At 66.4% G+C, this 18,452-nt stretch carries 16 protein-coding genes; 10 read left to right on the forward strand and 6 right to left on the reverse strand.

The genetic code is table 11. The features are described 5' to 3' along the window. The first annotated feature begins 314 nt into the window (after window positions 1–314). The 10 genes from FDW81_RS14805 (at window position 315) to FDW81_RS14850 (ending at window position 11,110) form a co-directional block, all read left to right on the forward strand. Window positions 315–2,159: a tetratricopeptide repeat protein gene (locus tag FDW81_RS14805; protein ID WP_138134991.1), complete on the forward strand. Its 1,845-nt coding sequence runs from the start codon at window positions 315–317 to the stop codon at window positions 2,157–2,159. Between the two features lie 3 nt (window positions 2,160–2,162). Further along, on the forward strand, window positions 2,163–3,152 hold the full coding sequence (locus FDW81_RS14810; protein ID WP_138134992.1) for an HAD-IIA family hydrolase: 990 nt from the start codon (window positions 2,163–2,165) through the stop codon (window positions 3,150–3,152). Between the two features lie 9 nt (window positions 3,153–3,161). Continuing rightward, window positions 3,162–3,443, forward strand: coding sequence for a hypothetical protein (locus FDW81_RS14815; protein WP_205754625.1), 282 nt, complete (start codon window positions 3,162–3,164; stop codon window positions 3,441–3,443). After that, window positions 3,443–4,258 carry a TlyA family RNA methyltransferase gene (locus tag FDW81_RS14820; protein ID WP_138134993.1) on the forward strand — a complete coding sequence of 272 codons (816 nt, stop codon included), beginning with the start codon at window positions 3,443–3,445 and terminating at the stop codon, window positions 4,256–4,258. Before FDW81_RS14815 ends, FDW81_RS14820 begins: the two co-directional genes overlap by 1 nt. A gap of 13 nt (window positions 4,259–4,271) precedes the next feature. After that, window positions 4,272–5,297, forward strand: coding sequence for an NAD kinase (locus FDW81_RS14825; RefSeq protein ID WP_138134994.1), 1,026 nt, complete (start codon window positions 4,272–4,274; stop codon window positions 5,295–5,297). 4 nt (window positions 5,298–5,301) lie between these two features. Continuing rightward, complete coding sequence (gene recN, locus FDW81_RS14830) at window positions 5,302–7,041, forward strand: DNA repair protein RecN (protein WP_138134995.1); 1,740 nt, start codon at window positions 5,302–5,304, stop codon at window positions 7,039–7,041. 112 nt (window positions 7,042–7,153) lie between these two features. Next, window positions 7,154–8,914 (forward strand): CTP synthase, encoded by a 1,761-nt coding sequence (locus tag FDW81_RS14835; protein WP_138134996.1) that lies wholly within the window; start codon window positions 7,154–7,156, stop codon window positions 8,912–8,914. Between the two features lie 29 nt (window positions 8,915–8,943). Next, window positions 8,944–9,603 (forward strand): NUDIX hydrolase, encoded by a 660-nt coding sequence (locus FDW81_RS14840; RefSeq protein WP_138134997.1) that lies wholly within the window; start codon window positions 8,944–8,946, stop codon window positions 9,601–9,603. Further along, a complete protein-coding gene (gene xerD / locus FDW81_RS14845; RefSeq protein WP_171027234.1) occupies window positions 9,603–10,625 on the forward strand; it encodes a site-specific tyrosine recombinase XerD in 1,023 nt (340 codons plus the stop codon). Before FDW81_RS14840 ends, xerD begins: the two co-directional genes overlap by 1 nt. Before the next feature lie 2 nt (window positions 10,626–10,627). After that, window positions 10,628–11,110, forward strand: coding sequence for an 8-oxo-dGTP diphosphatase (locus FDW81_RS14850; protein WP_138134998.1), 483 nt, complete (start codon window positions 10,628–10,630; stop codon window positions 11,108–11,110). A gap of 73 nt (window positions 11,111–11,183) precedes the next feature. Here the strand turns inward: FDW81_RS14850 and FDW81_RS14855 are convergent, their stop codons facing one another. The 6 genes from FDW81_RS14855 to FDW81_RS14885 form a co-directional block, all read right to left on the reverse strand. Beyond that, window positions 11,184–12,323, reverse strand: coding sequence for a bifunctional 2-methylcitrate synthase/citrate synthase (locus FDW81_RS14855; RefSeq protein ID WP_138134999.1), 1,140 nt, complete (start codon window positions 12,321–12,323; stop codon window positions 11,184–11,186). Between the two features lie 60 nt (window positions 12,324–12,383). Then, a complete protein-coding gene (prpB, locus tag FDW81_RS14860; RefSeq protein WP_138135000.1) occupies window positions 12,384–13,289 on the reverse strand; it encodes a methylisocitrate lyase in 906 nt (301 codons plus the stop codon). Further along, window positions 13,289–14,809, reverse strand: a complete 1,521-nt coding sequence (locus FDW81_RS14865; protein ID WP_138135001.1) for an MmgE/PrpD family protein — start codon at window positions 14,807–14,809, stop codon at window positions 13,289–13,291. The genes prpB and FDW81_RS14865 overlap by 1 nt, the downstream gene beginning before the upstream one ends. Then, window positions 14,802–15,461: a GntR family transcriptional regulator gene (locus FDW81_RS14870; protein WP_138135002.1), complete on the reverse strand. Its 660-nt coding sequence runs from the start codon at window positions 15,459–15,461 to the stop codon at window positions 14,802–14,804. Before FDW81_RS14870 ends, FDW81_RS14865 begins: the two co-directional genes overlap by 8 nt. 564 nt (window positions 15,462–16,025) lie before the next feature. Continuing rightward, window positions 16,026–16,739: a response regulator gene (locus FDW81_RS14880; protein WP_138135003.1), complete on the reverse strand. Its 714-nt coding sequence runs from the start codon at window positions 16,737–16,739 to the stop codon at window positions 16,026–16,028. Further along, complete coding sequence (locus FDW81_RS14885) at window positions 16,736–18,376, reverse strand: ATP-binding protein (protein ID WP_138135004.1); 1,641 nt, start codon at window positions 18,374–18,376, stop codon at window positions 16,736–16,738. The genes FDW81_RS14880 and FDW81_RS14885 overlap by 4 nt, the downstream gene beginning before the upstream one ends. Window positions 18,377–18,452: the final 76 nt, after the last annotated feature.

Below are 18,452 nucleotides of genomic sequence, written 5' to 3' on the forward strand. Positions count from 1 at the left end.
CATCCGCACCCGGACACCGCGGTGGGCACCCGCCGTCGAACACCCCCAACTGAGAAAGTGTTGAAGGAAACCCCACATCGACTGATAGAGCGTCCGGCGAAACCCCACCCCAACTGATAGAGCGTCGGGTGTGAAGATGACCACGATGCTGTGGTCCGGGCTATCATCGTCATGCTGGTCGGGGTGACTCCACTAGAATTGATGAAGATGTACGGACTTCGAAGCGCTTGATTTCGGGTTGCGTAGGAAAACGAAACACGGATACGAGCGGCTGCAGTTGCGCCAGTGGTCGGCTCACAACAGGAGGAACCCACATGGCTGAGCACAACGGGGGCAACCGGGGCGGCAACGACCGCGGCGCGTTCCGCGGAAACAACAACTCCGGCGGTGATCCCCGCGGATTCCGCTCCCGCAGCAACCGGGACAACAATGACACGTCCAGGGGTTCGTCGGCGGGCGGGGAACGTAAGCCTTTCGGGGATCGTGACCGTAAACCCTATGGTGACCGGGAAAACAGGTCTTTTGGTGATCGTCCGCGGCGCGACGGCGACGGTGACCGGCGTGGGTTCGGCGGCGGAGAACGCAGGTCCTTCGGGGATCGTGACCGTAAACCCTATGGTGACCGCGAAAACAGGTCTTCTGGCGACCGTCCACGCCGTGACGGTGAGGGTGACCGGCGTGCGTTCGGCAACCGTCCGCGCCGTGACGGTGAGGGTGACCGGCGTGCGTTCGGCGACCGTCCGCGCCGTGACGGTGAGGGTGACCGCCGGGGCTTCGGCGGGGGAGAGCGCAGGTCCTTTGGTGACCGCGACCGTAAGCCTTTCGGGGATCGCGACCGTAGGCCGTTTGGTGACCGTGAAAATAAGCCCTACGGTGACCGTCCGCGCCGTGACGGCGAGGGTGACCGCCGGAGCTTCGGCGCGGGAGAAAACCGCAAGCCCTTCGGTGACCGGAACGAGCGGGGCGATCGGTCCGGCCGTGGCGACCGTCAGGACCGTGCACCCCGGAGTTTTGACCGTGGCCCAGGCCGTGGTGACGCAGCCCGCAGCGATGCAGGGCCCCGCACTTTCGGGCGGGACCGCCAGGAAGACCGTCCGGTCCGCGTGCCGAATGTACGCGACCTCAGAAGCGCGAACCGTCCAGATCGGGAGCGGTCGCCGGAAATCGACGAGGACGTCACGGGCAAGGAACTGGACCGCGCAACGCAGCACCAGATCAAGACCCTTGAATCGAAGAGCGCAGAGTGGGTTGCCCGCCACTTGGTCATGGCAGGCCGGCTGATCGATGAGGAACCGGAGTTGGCCTTCCAGCATGCCCTGGCTGCAAGCCGGCGCGGCGGGAGGCTTGCCGCAGTCCGCGAAGCTGTAGGTCTGACAGCCTACGCGGCCGGCCACTATGGCGAGGCACTGCGCGAATTCCGGACCTATCGCCGGATCAGCGGTTCCAACGTCCACCTTCCGGTCATGGCTGACTGCGAGCGTGGACTTGGCCGGCCCGACCGCGCTCTGGACGTTGCACGCTCTGAGGAAGCCCAGGACCTGGACGCCCCGGGCAAGGCCGAGCTCGCCATCGTCGCGGCAGGCGCCAGGAGTGACCTCGGGCAGCTGGATGCCGCGGTAGCCGAGCTGGAAATCCCGCAGCTGGACATCAACCGGGCGTTCTCTTACAGCCCCCGCCTCTTCCGTGCCTACGCTAATGCCCTAGCGGCCGTGGGCCGCGAAGCCGAAGCCGAGAAATGGCGGAAGCAGGCTGTGGTGGCTGAAAACGCACTGGGCCAGGGCGTCGACGAAGAGCCCGACATCATCGACCTCGGCTGGGACGAAGAGGAAGAGGCCAGGGAGGAAGCCGAGCGCCGCCGCCTGCTTGACAGGGCGTCCACTGCATCCGGAACCCCGCACGCCGCCCCGGTTGCAGCCGCAGGCACCAACGCGGGTGAAGAGGCTTCGACTGATAAGTCCGCGGAAGCCCAGGACGCAAGCATTGATGACCAGGAGGCAGACTATTTCCTCTCCGACGACGCAGAGTCGGACGAAGACTCGGTGGAGCCGGACGAGCTGGAGCCCGCCGGGAGCAGCACCAACCATGGTGAGACCGGCCAGGAGCCGGAAGAGGGTATGGAATACGCCAACGAAGACCAGCAGAACCGGCGGGAAGACTGACGCATGGCTGGCGTTCCCCTGATTTCACTGTTCGATGCCCTCTTGGCGGACCTGGACGGTGTGGTTTACGCCGGGCCGCACGCCATTCCCAGTGCGGTTGACTCCCTGAAGCAGCTCGAAGGCCTTGGTGTCGGGCTGGGTTACGTGACCAACAACGCGTCCCGGTCTCCGGCCCAGGTGGCTGCCCATCTTAGGGAACTCGGTGCCCCCGCCGACAACAACCAGGTGGTCAGCTCCTCGCAGGCAGCCGCCGAGCTGCTTGCCGGCGAATTGGCTCCGGGCTCCAGGGTCCTCATCACAGGCAGCCCGGCACTGGCCGCGGAGATCGAACTCGTCGGCCTGGTGCCTGTCTACAGCCAAGGCGAGGACCCGGTAGCGGTGGTCCAGGGATTCAACCCGGAGATCGGGTGGAAGGACCTGGCCGAAGCCACGTATGTGGTGAATGCAGGGGCTCTCTGGGTTGCCACTAACACCGACATGTCCATACCGCAGGCACGCGGTATCGCCCCCGGAAACGGCACGCTGGTGGCAGCAGTCGCTGCTGCCACAGGACAGACACCGCGGGTGGCAGGAAAACCGGAAGCACCGCTTTTCCACTCCGCAGCCAAGCGTCTGGGCGCAGAGCGGCCCCTGGTGGTTGGAGACAGGTTGGATACCGACATCCTGGGCGGTAACAACGCAGGCTTCGCCACAGTGGCAGTCCTGACCGGCGTCGACACCCGCCAAACCATTCTGGCTGCCCGCGCCGCCGAGCGCCCGGACTACATCATCAGCTCACTGGCGGAACTGCACACCGCATACCCGGAGGTCAGTTACGACGACGGCACCTACGCGTGCGGCGACGCCACGGCACGCGTAGCCAACGGAGCGGTAGGCATCATTGGCAGCCAGGACAACCTCAACTCCTGGCGGGCAGCGTGTGCAGCGTGGTGGGCGGCCACCCCCGACGCCGCCGCACTCCACGCTCCCAAACTCGTTTGGCTTGATCACTAGACTGGTGGAATGACTGAGCTGACCGAACCGGGCAATGCAGCAGCCCAGCCCGCTCCAGAATGGCCCGAAATCAGTGAGTCAGACGTCGGTGATTCGGCAGTGGCACAGGCATTGGCACGGCTTGGGTCCCTGCCGCAGGTTCCCGTGGCGGAGCACGAAGGTGCATACAACGAGCTTCACGACCAACTGCTGGCAGCCCTCAACAGCGATCCGGCAGACAGCGTCCCGGTTGACGGCGATCCCGCATACACCGATTTGGCATCCAGAGACCGCTTGAAAGGCGGCGCCTGATGCCCGTGCGCCTCGACCAGGCATTGGTGGCACGCGGCCTGGCCCGGTCGCGTACGCATGCAGCCGCCCTGATTGCGGAGGGGAAGGTCACATCGGCCGGGCAGGTCCTGGCCAAGGCGTCACTCCAGGTGGACGCGGACAGGGACCTCGCCGTCCGGGCTGACGAACAGGACACCTACGTCAGCCGGGCGGGACACAAACTGGCCGGAGCGCTGGACGCATTCCCCGGGATTTCTGCCCAAGGGAAAAGGTGCCTGGACGCCGGTGCCTCCACCGGTGGCTTTACCGACGTCCTCCTGAGGCGCGGCGCCGCGCAGGTGGTGGCGGTCGATGTCGGGCACGGCCAACTGGTGCCCCAGCTGCGGGAAGATCCGCGCGTAGAGGTCCACGAAGGACTCAACGTACGCTACATGACTCCCGAAGACATAGGAGGAGCCGCAGCCCTCGCCGTGGCCGACCTGTCCTTCATCTCCCTCACCCTGGTGGTCCAGCCGCTGGCCCAGTGCACCGAACCCGGCGGGGACCTGGTACTGATGGTCAAGCCCCAGTTCGAGATCGGCAAGGACCGGCTGGGACGCACCGGCGTGGTGACGTCGGAGCGGGAGCGCCGGCTGGCGGTGCAGAAAGTAGCCAAGGCAGCGCTCGAGGCCGGGCTGGACCTGTGCGGACTGGCGGTCAGTCCGCTGCCGGGCCAGGACGGAAACGTTGAATACTTCCTGTGGATAAAACGCAGGATCAGCCAAGACTTACCTAAGATCGAAGAGCGGGAGGCAGCGGCCGCTGCCTTGCTCGGACGTATCTGGCCGAACCACTAGAGAGCGGAACCTGATGAGCAGGCGTGTACTGGTCCTCGCGCATACCGGCCGGGAGGATTCACTGAAGGCCGCCTGGGAGGCGTGCGCCCTCCTGCATGCCTCGGGCATCGTTCCCGTGATGCAGGAATCTGAACTCGGGGACATGGAGCGGTTCTTTGGCCACCTGGCCCAGCCCGTCGAGGTCCTCCACGACCATGTCCAGCTTCCGGACGTTGAACTGGTCATGGTCCTGGGCGGTGACGGCACCATCCTCCGCGCGGCCGAACTGGTACGGGAAGTGGACGTACCCCTGCTGGGCGTCAACCTGGGACACGTGGGCTTCCTGGCCGAGAGCGAGCGGGCGGATCTGGCGCAGACCGTTGAATGGATCGCCAGCCGCGAGTACACAGTGGAAGAGCGGATGACCATCGACGTCCAGGTGTGGGTGCGCGGCCAAAAGATCTGGCACACATGGGCGCTGAACGAGGCCGCCATCGAGAAGGCCAACCGCGAACGCATGCTCGAGGTGGTCACCGAAGTGGACGAACGTCCACTCACCTCCTTTGGCTGCGACGGCATTGTGCTCGCCACTCCCACCGGCTCCACGGCCTATGGATTTTCCGCCGGCGGCCCGGTGGTCTGGCCCGAGGTGGAAGCCCTGGTCATCGTTCCCATCAGCGCCCACGCCCTCTTCGCCAAACCCCTGGTGGTTTCGCCGCGGTCCCGGCTGGCGGTAGAGGTCCTGGGCCGGACCGATGCGCAGGGCGTGCTGTGGTGTGACGGCAGGCGTTCGGTGGACCTGCCGCCCGGGGCGCGGGTGGAAGTGACGAAATCCGCTAATCCGGTTAGGCTCGCCCGTACCCATCAGACTCCTTTCTCCGCGCGGCTGGTACGGAAGTTCGAGCTGCCCATCCACGGCTGGCGGGGCCCGGTGCCCAAGGCTGAGTCCGTGCACACCGGCCCCATCCCTGTTGTCAGGACGCCGCGGCCCATGCCCCCGCTCCAGGTGCCGCACGCTGGCCTGCCCGATGTTGATTCCGATCCCTCAACCGCAAAGTGAAGTCATGCTTGAAGAACTGAGAATCCGCGATCTGGGCGTCATCACAGACGCAACACTGCCGCTGGGACCGGGCCTGAGCGTGGTGACCGGCGAGACCGGCGCCGGCAAGACCATGGTGGTCACCGCCGTCGGACTCCTGCTGGGCGCGCGCTCGGACGCGGGCGCTGTCCGCAGCGGCGCGAAAAGCGCCACAGCCGAGGCAGTGCTCAAGCTCGACGCCGGGCACCCCGCCGTTACCAGGGCAGTGGACGCAGGTGCCGAGGCGGAAGAGTTCGACGGCGGCGCGGAGCTGATTCTTGCCCGCCGCCTGGGCGCGGACGGGCGCAGCCGTGCTTTCCTGGGCGGCAGGGCCGCCCCCGTGGGTGTCCTTGCCGAAATCGGCGAGACCCTGGTGGTGGTACACGGCCAGTCGGACCAGATCCGGCTCAAGGGGGCAGCCGCCCAGCGCGGTGCCCTGGACAAGTTTGCGGGCGAAACGCTGGCTGGCCCGCTGGCCGCCTACCAGGACCTGTACAGCCACTGGAAGTCCAGCCAGGCCGAGCTCGACACGCTCCGCAGCGCCGCCCGGGACCGGCTGCGGGAGGCGGAATCACTGGAGCAGGCCCTGGCGGAGATCGATGAGGTGGATCCGCAGCCGGGCGAGGACGAGCTGCTTAAGGCCGAGGCCGTCAAGCTGGCCAATGTCGAGGAACTCCGCATCGCCGCGAGCACGGCCCACCAGGCCCTCATCGCCGAGGATTTTGGGGAAGCGGGCGACGCCACCACGCTGGTGGACGCCGCCAAACGGACGCTGGAACACGTGGCAGAGCACGACGCCGAACTGGGTTCTGCCGCCGCCCGGCTGGCCGAGGTCGGCTTCCTGTTGAACGACATCGCCACCGAGCTGGCGAGCTACCAGGCCGGACTCGATTCCGAAGGCCCGGAGCGGCTTGCGGAAATTGAGGACCGGCGGGCCACCCTGGCCAAGCTGGTCCGCAAGTACGCCCCGACCATTGACGAAGTCCTGGTCTGGGCGGAGAACGCCCGCGTGCGCTTTGACGAGCTGCAGGACGATTCAACCCGGATCGAGACACTGGACGCCGAAGTGGCCAAGGCAGAGGCGGAGCTGCAGAAGCAGGCAGCGGCCATCAGCAAAATCCGGGCCAAAGCGGCCAAGGACCTCTCAGCAAGGGTCAGCGCCGAACTCAAGGCGCTGGCCATGGCGGACGCCACCCTGGTGATCAACATCGAGTCCGCCGGCCAGCTGGCACCCCACGGCGCCGACGACATCAGCTTCCTGCTCCAGCCGCATTCCGGAGCGCCCGCCCGGCCGCTCGGCAAGGGCGCGTCCGGTGGCGAACTCTCCCGCGTCATGCTGGCCATCGAAGTGGTGCTTGCGGCAGTGGACCCCGTCCCCACGTTCGTTTTCGATGAGGTGGACGCCGGAGTGGGCGGGCGCGCCGCCGTCGAAATCGGCCGCCGGCTCGCCATGCTGGCACGCCACGTCCAGGTGCTGGTGGTCACGCACCTGCCGCAGGTGGCGGCCTTCGCAGACCAGCACATCACCGTCACCAAGACATCGGTCCGGGGCGCCGACGGCGGCACCGCCACCGGATTCACCTCCAGTGATGTGCGCCTCCTTGACGGGCCGGAACGGGTCCGCGAACTGGCCCGCATGCTGGCCGGCCAGGAGGACTCGGAGTCGGCGCAGGCCCACGCCCAGGAACTGCTGGACGACGCTAAACTCCTGCCGCAGAGCGCCTGAGGGACCGGCTGCCACGGGTCCGGGCGAGGGAGACCCCTTGCCTGGCGGGCCGGCCTGCCAGCACACTGGAACGTTTGGGGGAACAGTTCCAGACCCATGGAAGGTCCAATTGATGATAAGCTCGAATTCCGTGGTGCAGCGATCAAATTCCCGTGTAAATTCCCGGTTCCCGGGCTCATCCAAGACGACCAAACACATCTTCGTGACCGGTGGTGTGGCGTCCTCGCTCGGTAAGGGACTGACGGCATCAAGCCTCGGTCATCTGCTGCGTGCGCGTGGCCTGTCTGTAACTATGCAGAAGCTCGATCCCTACCTGAACGTGGATCCGGGCACCATGAACCCCTTTCAGCACGGTGAGGTCTTCGTCACCGACGACGGCGCCGAAACGGACCTGGACATCGGGCACTACGAGCGCTTCCTCGACGAAAACCTCGAAGGCTCCGCCAACGTGACCACGGGGCAGGTGTACTCCACCGTCATCGCGAAGGAACGCCGCGGCGAATACCTTGGCGACACCGTCCAGGTGATCCCGCACATTACTGATGAGATCAAGCGCCGCATGCGCCTGCCCGCCGAAGGCAAAAACGCCCCGGACGTCATCATCACCGAAATCGGCGGCACCGTGGGTGACATCGAGTCCCAGCCGTTCCTGGAGTCGGCCCGCCAGGTCCGCCAGGACATCGGCCGGACCAACGTCTTCTTCCTCCACGTTTCGCTGGTCCCGTACATCGGACCGTCACAGGAGCTGAAAACCAAGCCCACCCAGCATTCCGTCGCTGCGCTGCGCTCCATCGGCATCCAGCCCGAGGCGATCGTGATCCGCTCCGACCGCGAGGTGCCGGACGCCATGCGGGAAAAGATCGGCCGCATGTGCGACGTCGACATCGACGCGGTGGTCAACGCCGCCGACGCTCCCAGCATCTATGACATCCCCAAGACCCTCCACACCCAGGGCCTGGACTCCTACATCGTGCGCGCCCTGGACCTTCCGTTCAAGGATGTGGACTGGACCAGCTGGGACAGGCTGCTCGAGGCAGTCCACAACCCCAAGCACCACGTGGAAATCGCTCTGGTGGGCAAGTACATCGACCTGCCGGACGCCTACCTGTCCGTGACCGAGGCCCTGCGTGCCGGCGGCTTCGCCAACGACACTAAGGTCAAGATCCGCTGGGTTCCGTCGGACGAATGCGAAACCCGCGACGGCGCCATCCAGGCGCTCGACGGCGTCAACGCGATCTGCGTGCCGGGGGGCTTCGGCATCCGCGGGCTTGAGGGCAAGCTGGGCGCGCTGAAGTTCGCCCGCGAGACCAAGCTGCCCGTCCTGGGCCTGTGCTTGGGCCTGCAGTGCATGGTGATCGAGTACGCCCGCAACGTGGTGGGCCTGGAAGGGGCGTCCTCCAGCGAGTTCGAGCCGGATTCCAAGTACCCGGTCATTGCCACCATGGAAGAGCAGCTGGAATTCGTCGAGGGCCGCGGCGACCTGGGCGGCACCATGCGCCTGGGCCTCTACGAAGCCAAGCTTGACGCCGGTTCCGTCATCGCCGGAACCTACGGCAAGACCACCGTGAGCGAACGGCACCGCCACCGCTACGAGGTCAACAACAAGTACCGCGAGCAGATTGCCGCCGAAGGCCTCGTTTTCTCCGGTACGTCGCCGGACGGCAAGCTCGTGGAGTTCGTTGAGCTGCCTGCCGACGTCCACCCGTACTACGTGGCCACCCAGGCGCACCCCGAACTGAGCTCGCGGCCCACCCGTCCGCACCCGCTGTTCGCCGGCCTGGTCAAGGCAGCCCTCAACCACCAGGCGGGCGCCGACACGGCTGCCCCCGCTGCTGCGCAGGCGGAGGAGTCGGGTACGGTAGCGGCTAAGTAGTTCCTGCACAACAGAAAAAGGACGGCGCGATGCCCGGTACCCACGAAGCCACCCATGTAGTCCAGGTTTCGGATGCACCGAGCCCGCGCCGTCTTTTGTCTACCGAGAAGGTGTACGAAGGCCGGATCTGGGATGTGGTCAGCGACAGCTTCCAGCTGCAGGAGACAGGCGAGGCCCTCACCAGGGACTACATCGAGCACCCCGGTGCCGTGGCGGTCCTCCCCATGAACAACGACGGTGAGATCCTCCTGCTCAGGCAGTACCGGCACCCCGTGGGCATGGACCTATGGGAAATCCCGGCCGGGCTGCTGGACATCGAGGGCGAGGACTTCCTGGTGGGCGCGGCGCGCGAACTTGCCGAAGAGGCGGACCTGGCCGCCGGCACCTGGAACGTCCTGGCCGACTTCTTCAATTCGCCGGGGTCCTCCAGCGAGGCCATCCGCATCTACCTTGCGCGGGACCTGGTGGAGGTACCGCACCACGAACGCCACGAGCGGACGGATGAGGAAGCCGAGATCGAGTTCCACTGGATCAGCCTGGACGACGCCGTGGAGTCGGTGCTGGCGGGCCGCCTGCATAACCCGTCTGCCGTCGTCGGGATCCTTGCCGCCGCTGCCGCGCGCAGCACTGGGTACGCCGCGCTCCGTCCAGCGGACGCACCCTGGCCGGCGCACCCCAGCCAGCGCTGATGGGTCCGGCTCCGTCCGCTGAAGCTGCAGCCCCGGTTGAAGCAGTTCCTGAGGCCGGGGCCGCCGGTGCTGCCCCTTCTGCGGCTCCCTCTGCCATTGAGCGCGGCATCACGGACTACCTCCAGCACATGGGCGTGGAGCGGGGACTGGCAGCCAATACCCTTGCGGCCTACCGGCGGGACCTCGCCCGCTACTCCCGGTACCTTGCAGCGGCGGGCTGCGGGCGCCCCGAGGAGATTACGCGCCGTCACGTCACGGGTTACGTCCGGGCGCTTTCGGACGGGTCCGACGGCGGCTCGGCCCTGGGCGTCAGGTCTGCGGCCAGGACGGTGGTTGCGGTGCGCGGACTCCACAAGTTCTGGGCGCTGGAAGGATACACACCTGCCGATCCCGCCAGCGAGGTCCATCCGCCCATGCCGGGGAAGCGCCTGCCCAAGGCCATCAGCGTGGATGAAGTGACCAGGATCCTTGAGGCAGCCGGAACGGACACGGCCACAGGTTTGCGGGACCGGGCCCTGCTGGAATTCCTGTATTCCACCGGAGCCCGCATCAGCGAGGCAGTTGGCCTCGACGTGGATGACATTTCCCTTGACGCCGCCGAGTCCGGACCCGCCATCGTGCGTCTCTTCGGCAAGGGGTCCAAGGAACGGCTGGTACCCCTGGGCTCGTATGGTGCCAGGGCCCTCGACGCGTACCTGGTCCGGGGGCGGCCGCTGCTGGCCGCCAAGGGAAAAGGCACCCCGGCGTTGTTCCTCAACGCCCGCGGCGGCCGGATCAGCCGCCAGAGTTCCTGGACCATCCTGAAAGCAGCGGCAGACAAGGCAAACATCACCAAGGACGTGTCCCCGCACACCCTGCGGCATTCGTTCGCCACGCATCTGCTCGAAGGCGGAGCCGATGTACGGGCGGTGCAGGAACTGCTGGGGCATGCCTCGGTGACCACCACCCAGGTCTATACGCTGGTCACGGCCGACACCCTCCGTGAGATCTACGCGGCGGCCCATCCGCGGGCGCTGGGCTGAGCATGGCTGCCGCTGCAGTGGCGCTGTGTTTCCTGCTCCGCGAGGTGGACGGGGTCTCCCAGGTCCTGCTCGGGCTGAAGAAGACCGGCTTCGGGCGCGGCAAGATCGTGGGCATCGGCGGCCACGTGGAACCGGGGGAGAGCGATGCTGAAGCCGCGGTCCGCGAGGTGCGGGAGGAAGCCGGTGTCGGGATCCGGCACGAGGACCTCAGGGACGCAGGCGCGGTGCGCTTTGTCTTTCCTGCCAGGCCGGAGTGGAACATGGACACCCGGCTGTTCACCGCCGTGAAGTGGGAGGGCGAACCCGCCGAAAGCGCCGAGATCGCTCCCGCCTGGTTCGACACCACCACCTTGCCGGTGGACCGGATGTGGCAGGACGCCGACCACTGGCTGCCGGTGGTCCTGGAAGGCGGCAGGGTGAACATCGTGGTCACCATGGATGACGACAACGAAGCTGTTGCCTCCTCCGAAAGCCTCCTCTCCTAACACGTGAAAAGCGACGGCGGCGGGGCCCACCGGGGCGGCCAGGCCGCCGTCGTACTTTCTAAGTGAGCGGCACCTAGGGGAGATGGCGCTCTTCCGGGCCCACGTATTCACTCAGCGGCCGGATCAGTGAGTTCGAGTCCAGCTGCTCCATGATGTGCGCCGTCCAGCCCGTGATGCGGCTGGCCACGAACAGGGGCGTGAACGTCTCGGTGTCGAATCCCATCAGGTGGTAGGTGGGCCCGGCGGGATAGTCGAGATTGGGCTTGATGGCCTTGGCCTCATCCATGGCGGCCTCGAGGCCCTGGTACAGGCCCAGGAGTTCCGGCCGGCCGTAGTGCGCAATCATCTTGTCCAGGGCCGCCTTCATGGTGGGCACACGCGAGTCGCCGTGCTTGTAAACGCGGTGGCCGAAACCCATGACCTTCTTCTTCTGGGCGAGGGCATTCTCCATCCAGGCCTTCGCCCGGGCGGCTGCCTCCTCCAGCGACTCCTCCGGCCGGATCCCGATCTCGTCGAAGGTATGCATGACGGCCTCGTTGGCTCCGCCATGGAGCGGGCCCTTCAGCGCCCCGATCGCCCCGGTGACCGCCGAGTGCAGGTCCGAGAGCGTGGACGTGATCACCCGCGCGGTGAAGGTGGAGGCGTTGAAGCTGTGCTCGGCGTAAAGGATCATGGAGACGTTGAAGGCCTCAACCACTTCCGGCACCTGTTCCTCGCCGAAGGCCATCCACAGGAAGTTGGCCGAGTAGCCCAGGTCCTCACGGGGCTCCACAGCGGTTTGCCCGTGCCGGCGGCGCTGGTCGTAGGCTACCACTGCCGGCATCGCTGCGAACAGGTCGACTGCCTTTTTCATGTTGGCTTCGCGTGAGGAGTCACCGGTCAGCGGGTGCCTGGCTCCCATCACCGAGGCCGCTGTCCGGCACACGTCCATCGGGTGCGCGCTGGTGGGCAGGGCATCAATAACCTGCTTGACCACGGGGTCCAGCGCCCGCCCGGCCCGTTCCCGCGCCGTAAATTCCGCCAGTTGGTCTGCAGTGGGCAGTTCGCCGTTCCAGAGCAGGTAGGCCACTTCCTCGAGACTGCACCGCGCGGCGAGCTCCTGGACGGGATAGCCGCGGTACAGCAGCGAGTTGGTGTCCGGGTTCACTTTGGAGACGGATGTGTAATCCACTACGACGCCGGCGAGACCTTTTTTGATGTCCTGTTCAGCCATGCTGAAACTCCCTTGTTCCTGTCGCCTTTCGAATACCGGCCGGAGCCGGCGGTGGTCGTTTTAGTGCTTTCCGGGGACCTGGAAATTGAACACCCCGGTGTCGAAGCGGTTGTAGGCCTCGTAGTCAACGAGCTCATACAGCCGCGCACGGGTCAGCATGCTGCCCACCTGTGCCTCCTGCGTTCCCTCAGCCTTGATCGAGTCCAGCGTACGCTCAGCAGCACCCATGGCACTACGGAGCAGTGTGACCGGATAAATGACCATGTTCACGCCCACCTCGGCCAGTTGCCCAACGGTGAAGAGGGCGCTTTTTCCGAACTCCGTCATGTTCGCCAGGATGGGCACGTCCACGGCGTCCCGGATTGCCTGGAACTCTTCCAGCGAGGCCATCGCCTCCGGGAAAACCGCATCCGCGCCCGCCTCCACCAGGGCCTTTGCCCGGTCCTGGGCTGCGGCCAGGCCGTCCGTGGCGCGGATGTCCGTCCGTGCCATGATCAGGAAGTTGGGGTCCCGGCGCGCGTCCGCCGCAGCCCTGATCCGCTTGGTGGCGGTCTCCAGGTCCACCACGTTCTTGCCGTCCAGGTGTCCGCAGCGTTTGGGGTTGAACTGGTCCTCAATGTGCAGCCCGGCAAGGCCCGCGTTTTCGATCTCCTGGACAGTGCGGGCAACGTTCATCGGCTCGCCGAAACCGGTGTCCGCATCAACGATCGCTGGCAGGTCCGTCATGCGCGCGATCTGCCCGGCTCGGGTGGCCACCTCGGTGAGGGTGGTCAGCCCGATGTCCGGCAGGCCAAGGTCGTTGGCCAACACCGCACCGGAGATATAGACGCCGGCGAATCCCTTCTCCTCGATGAGCCGGGCCGAGAGCGGATTGAAGGCGCCGGGGAACTGCTGGATGGTGCCGGAGGCCAGGAGTTCCCGGAACCGGATTCGCTTCTGTTCGGGTGTAACGGCGGAGTACAGCATCAGAACAGTCCCTTGGGGGCAGCGCCGAGGTCGATGACGCCGGGGGCGGCGGTGATGTTCAGCTGGTCCAGTTCCCCTGCCGCGAGTTCCGGGAGGCGTTCGACGGCGGCCAGGAACCTCTCCATTTCGGCTTCCTCCACCAGGCCGGCGGCCAGGGTGCGGAACTTGTTGATGTACTGTGCCCGCCCGAAGGGCCGGGCGCCCAGCGGATGGGCATCCGCCACGGCGATTTCGTCCCTGATGACGGTGCCGTCCGTGAGGGTGATTTCCACTGACCCGCCGAAGGCCTTCTCCGAGATGTCCAGAGAGTGGTAGCGCCTTGTCCACTCAGGGTCTTCCTCGGTGCTGACCTTCTGCCACAGGTCCACCGTATCCGGCCTGCCGGCGCGTGCGGGGGAGTAGGAGTCCACGTGGTGCCAGGATCCGTCCTGCAGCGCCACGGTGAAGATGTACGGGATGGAATGGTCCAGTGTCTCGCGGCTGGCCGTGGGATCGTACTTCTGCGGGTCATTCGCGCCCGAGCCGATGACATAGTGCGTGTGGTGGCTGGTCCTGATCAGGACGGATTTCACGTTGGCCGGATCCGTGGCCTCGGGGTGCTCGCGGTTCAGCTTCCGGGCGAGGTCTATCCAGGCCTGCGCCTGGTACTCGGCCGAGTGTTCCTTGGTATAGGTGTCCAGGATGGCGCGCTTCGCTTCCCCGGCCTCGGGCAGCGGGACCAGATAGGAGGCGTCCGGGCCGTCCAGCAGCCAGGCGATCACACCGTCCTCGCCCTCATAGATGGGTACGGGCGACGTCTGGCCGCGCATGGCGCGGTCCGTGGCCTCCACCGCCATCTTGCCTGCGAATGCGGGCGCATGCGCTTTCCACGTTGAGATCTCACCCTTACGGGACTGCCGGGTTGCGGTGGTGGTGTGCAGAGCCTGGCCCACGGACTGGAAGATGGTCTCGACGTCGAGCCCCAGCAGGGTGCCGATGCCGGCGGCTGCCGAGGGGCCAAGGTGCGCCACATGGTCGATCTTGTGCTTGTGCAGGCAGATCGCCTTAACCAGGTTCACCTGGATCTCGTATCCGGTGGCGGTGGCCCGCACCAGGTCGGCACCGTTTGCACCAGTGTGCTGGGCTACGGCAAGGATCGGCGGGATGTTGTCGCCCGGGTGGGAGTAGTCGGCGGCCAAAAAGGTGTCGTGGTAGTCCAGTTCCCGCACGGCAACCCCGTTCGCCCATGCCGCCCACTCGGGCGAGACTCGCTCGCCGATGCCAAAGACCTTGGCGCCCTGGCCGCCGGTGCTGGGGCCGTGCGCAAGGGCCTGGGCCCGGGCGGAGACAATGGGGCTGCGGTTCAGGGAAGCGATGGCCACCGAGGCGTTGTCGATCACCCGGTTGATCACCATATCCGTGACCTCCGGGGTGACGGCGACCGGATCAGTGGCCACCTTGGCGATCTTGTACGCGAGCTGCTCCTCGCGGGGCAGGCTTTCCTCGCTCTTGTATACGCGGACGTGGTGTTCCTTAACCATGGTGCTCCTTGTCGTGGGGCGTGTGGGTGTTCTTGACGTGGGAAAGGCTGCGGTGCAGGTGCAGGCTGGTGGCCGCTTCGGCGAGCCGGGGGTTGCGCGCGGCGATGGCTTCCGCGATGGCGGCATGCTCGGCCGCTGCGGCAGCGAGGCGCCGGGCGTCGTCGGCAGCGAGCCTGCGCACCCGGACGAGGTGCACGCGCAGGCCGCGCATGGCCTGGGCGAGGTAGGAGTTGGATGCTGCGGCATCGATGGCTGCGTCGAGGCGACCCGCGAGGTCGTAGTAGGCATGCCGCCCGGTGTCTGTGCCATCGATGAGGGCGGGCGCCTCGAGGAGCTCCTTTTGGAGCTGGAGGAAGACGGCGGAATCGCCGCGTTCCGCTGCCAGCGCTGCGGCCCTGCACTCCAGGGTTTCGCGAAGTTCGAAGAGTTCGTCGATGTCCTCAAGCGACACATCGGTGACGACGACGCCGCGGCCGCCTGCCGTCGTCGTCAGTCCTTCCGCGGTCAGCCGGCCCAGTGCCTCCCGCAGCGGAGTGCGCGAGACGCCAAGGCGTTCGGACTGCTCCACTTCCCCCAGCACAGTGCCCGGCAGGAGGCGCCACTCCGTGATGTCGTCGCGCAAAGCGGCGTAGGCCCTGTCGCTGGCGCGCATCGTTGCCTCCTTTGAGTAATTGCTCCCACTGTATACAATCGGCGTCGCTTTGACCAGCAAGGAAGGAAAAGTGGCACTTATTTCCCACTTTTGTATACATCTCTCGTTCCGGCTAGGGCTTCGGACTGGCATCGCGGCATCACAATGTCGTGGACGGGATGCACTTTCATGGGTACCAACAGCTATCGGGACAGCTGTGAGCACAGCCTCGGCCAACCCCGGGGGAGTGTTGGCTCGACGCGCCGCGCGACTTTCCTGGACCCGGCGGCGGTTCAGTTACTCGGAACCTCCCGGACTTGCAGCGCGCTTTGCTGGCGCCTCCGGGGACGCGGGGTCATCTACATGCCGATGATTCCCGCGCCGTCGCTGAAGCCCTCGCCCTTGGCCCTGCCCAAGACCCGTTCGGGCAAGATCCACCGCAAAACCATGCGGCAGACCGCCGACGGCGAGGAGTAGACGGTGCCCCCGATCAACGAAGATGCCGGGGTGCTCGAGCAGCTGATCGGCGCCCTCCGCCCCGGCACTGGTGGGTGAGGCTGCCGAAGCCAGCGCCCGTCAGGGGGGTCATCGCCCGCTCCAGCGGTATTCGTTCTCGGGCCTGCCGGGCGTTCCGTAGCGGGCGGTCCTGGAAACCGTCCCGGCATCAGCCAGGTACTCCAGGTAGCGGCGGGCCGTGACCCGGGACATGCCCAGGGCGTCCGTGACTTCCGTGGCGGAAACGGCATCACGCTGCTGCCTGAGGAAGTCCTGCACCGAGCCCAGTGTGGAGACCGAGAGGCCCTTGGGCAGGGGGAGTTCCGAGGGCGCCCGCAGGCTGGCGAAGGCCTGGTCCACATCGCTTTGGGACGCCCCGGTCTTTCCGGCTCCCGCGTCCGGGCCCGCGAGCTGCTGCCGGAACTGCCGGTAGCTTTCCAGCTTGTCCGCGAAGGTTGCGAACGTAAACGGCTTGATCAGGTACTGGACCACGCCGATGGCCACTGCACTCCGGACAATCGCCAGCTCCCGGACTGCAGTGATGGCGATGATGTCAGCCAGGATGCCGGTAGCCCGCATCCGGCGTGCGATGTCCAGGCCGTGGAGATCCGGAAGGTTCATGTCCAGGAGGACAAGCTCCACCGGGTTGCCTGCGGCCGAAAATTCTCCCAGCAGGCGAAGTGCCGACTGGCCGTCCGGCGCGCTTCCGGCCAGCTCAAAGCCCGGCAGGCGCCCGATATAGGCGGCGTGTGCTGCCGACGCGACCGCTTCGTCCTCCACGACGAGGACGCGGATGTTGCTCACGGTGTTTGCTCCTTCTGCGGGGACACCGCTGCGGGAAGAAACACTTCAAACTTCGCTCCGCGCCGTCCGTTAATGGTCAATGTACCCCCGAGCCGCTGCACGGCCTGCCGGACCAGCGCCAGCCCGATGCCCCGACCGCCGGGGCCGGAGGGCTTGGTGCTAAAGCCGTGACGGAAGATGTTTTCCGCAGCCCCGGCGTCGATTGGAGCCCCGGAATCATGGACGGCGATGTCCAGCCCTTCCTCATCCGACTCGACACTCAGTCCCACCCTCCCGGGTGGAGCCGCTTCGGCGGCAGCGTCAATGGCGTTGTCCAACAGGTTTCCCAGAATCGTCACCAGATCCTGCACGGCTACTCCTGCCACGGTACCGGAACCCTGGGTGGCAACATCAAGCTGGACGCCGCGTTCGTGTGCTTCGGCCACTTTCCCCACCACCAGCGCCCCCAGGACCGGCTCATTGACCGAGCTGACCATCTCATCGGTCAGCTGCTGGCTCAGTTGAAGGTCCCGGGTCGCAAAGTCCAAAGCTTCCCGGGTCCGGCCCAGCTCCAGCAGGGACACCATGGTGTGCAGCCTGTTGGCATGCTCATGCGTCTGGGCCCGCAGCGCCCCGGACAGGGTGCGCATGGTCTCCAGCTCGGTGCCCAGCGCCTCTATCTCCGTCCGGTCACGAAGCGTAGCCACTGTGCCGTAGACCGGCGCCGCCGTCCTGCCGCGGCTGCCGGAGGACTCCGGGCCTTTGGCCGGTCCCTGATTGACCACCAGGACCCGGGCACCGGTGAGGACGATCTCGTCCTTAGCCGGCCGCCCGGACTCGAACAGGTCCCGGAGCTCCTCCTCCAGGGGCAGTTCCGCCAGTGACGGCGGCCGGGTGGGATCCTTGCTGCCGGCACCTTCGAGGCCCAGCAGTTCGGCGGCCTGGTCGTTGTACATCACCACACGGCCCTTCGTATCAATGAGGATCAGCCCTTCGCGCACGGAGTGCAGGACGGACTCGTAATAGGCGAACAGCTGCGAGAGCTGCTCCGGCCCCCAGCCCCGGGTGACCCTGCGCAGATACCTGCCCAGGAACCAGGAAGCCAGCGATCCTCCCACCAGCAGGGCAAGACCCACCGCCAGCAGGGCAGGCAGGCGGCCCGCGAAGGCCACGTCCACCGTACGGACTGTCACCCCCACCGCCACCAGTGCCTTGACCTGGCCCGCTGAATCCTTGGCCGGAACGATAGTGCGTACGGATGGGCCCAAGGTCCCAGCCGTCACTTCCGTTAACTGCCCGCCCCTAAGCGCCTCGTCCACAGAACCGATGTAGGGCCGGCCGATCTCCTCCTCGCGCGGGTGCGTCCAGCGGGTCCTGTCCGGGGCCATGATGGTGACAAAGTCGACGCCGGCGGCCGCCATGACGTCCCTGGCATAGGGCTGCAGGACCGCGGTGGGATCCGGCGCAGCTGCCGCCTCCACCACCAGCGGGCTGGCCGCAATGGACGCAGCCACCCCCGCCATCCGCCGGCCCGCTTCATCATAGGTACGGTCGCGCGCATCGACATAGGTGGCACTGCCGACAATGGCGATGAAGACCACCACAATCAGCAGGTTTGCCACGAAGAGCCGGCGGGCGATACTCCAGGGGTGGATCACGGGTACCTCCCACGCACCTTCAGCAGCCAAATACGTGCCGCGACCAATATGAACGCAACGGTGAGCTGTGTCACGG

Source organism: Pseudarthrobacter sp. NamB4 (genome assembly GCF_005796185.1).
Classification (GTDB): Bacteria; Actinomycetota; Actinomycetes; order Actinomycetales; family Micrococcaceae; genus Arthrobacter.

Excerpts from the sequence above, each read along its gene's own strand:
- FDW81_RS14805 (WP_138134991.1), top strand. The coding sequence starts at position 315 with ATGGCTGAGCACAACGGGGGCAACCGGGGCGGCAACGACCGCGGCGCG.
- FDW81_RS14810 (WP_138134992.1), top strand. The coding sequence starts at position 2,163 with ATGGCTGGCGTTCCCCTGATTTCACTGTTCGATGCCCTCTTGGCGGAC.
- FDW81_RS14815 (WP_205754625.1), top strand. The coding sequence starts at position 3,162 with ATGACTGAGCTGACCGAACCGGGCAATGCAGCAGCCCAGCCCGCTCCA.
- FDW81_RS14820 (WP_138134993.1), top strand. The coding sequence starts at position 3,443 with ATGCCCGTGCGCCTCGACCAGGCATTGGTGGCACGCGGCCTGGCCCGG.
- FDW81_RS14825 (WP_138134994.1), top strand. The coding sequence starts at position 4,272 with ATGAGCAGGCGTGTACTGGTCCTCGCGCATACCGGCCGGGAGGATTCA.
- recN (WP_138134995.1), top strand. The coding sequence starts at position 5,302 with ATGCTTGAAGAACTGAGAATCCGCGATCTGGGCGTCATCACAGACGCA.
- FDW81_RS14835 (WP_138134996.1), top strand. The coding sequence starts at position 7,154 with ATGATAAGCTCGAATTCCGTGGTGCAGCGATCAAATTCCCGTGTAAAT.
- FDW81_RS14840 (WP_138134997.1), top strand. The coding sequence starts at position 8,944 with ATGCCCGGTACCCACGAAGCCACCCATGTAGTCCAGGTTTCGGATGCA.
- xerD (WP_171027234.1), top strand. The coding sequence starts at position 9,603 with ATGGGTCCGGCTCCGTCCGCTGAAGCTGCAGCCCCGGTTGAAGCAGTT.
- FDW81_RS14850 (WP_138134998.1), top strand. The coding sequence starts at position 10,628 with ATGGCTGCCGCTGCAGTGGCGCTGTGTTTCCTGCTCCGCGAGGTGGAC.
- FDW81_RS14855 (WP_138134999.1), bottom strand. The coding sequence starts at position 12,323 with ATGGCTGAACAGGACATCAAAAAAGGTCTCGCCGGCGTCGTAGTGGAT.
- prpB (WP_138135000.1), bottom strand. The coding sequence starts at position 13,289 with ATGCTGTACTCCGCCGTTACACCCGAACAGAAGCGAATCCGGTTCCGG.
- FDW81_RS14865 (WP_138135001.1), bottom strand. The coding sequence starts at position 14,809 with ATGGTTAAGGAACACCACGTCCGCGTATACAAGAGCGAGGAAAGCCTG.
- FDW81_RS14870 (WP_138135002.1), bottom strand. The coding sequence starts at position 15,461 with ATGCGCGCCAGCGACAGGGCCTACGCCGCTTTGCGCGACGACATCACG.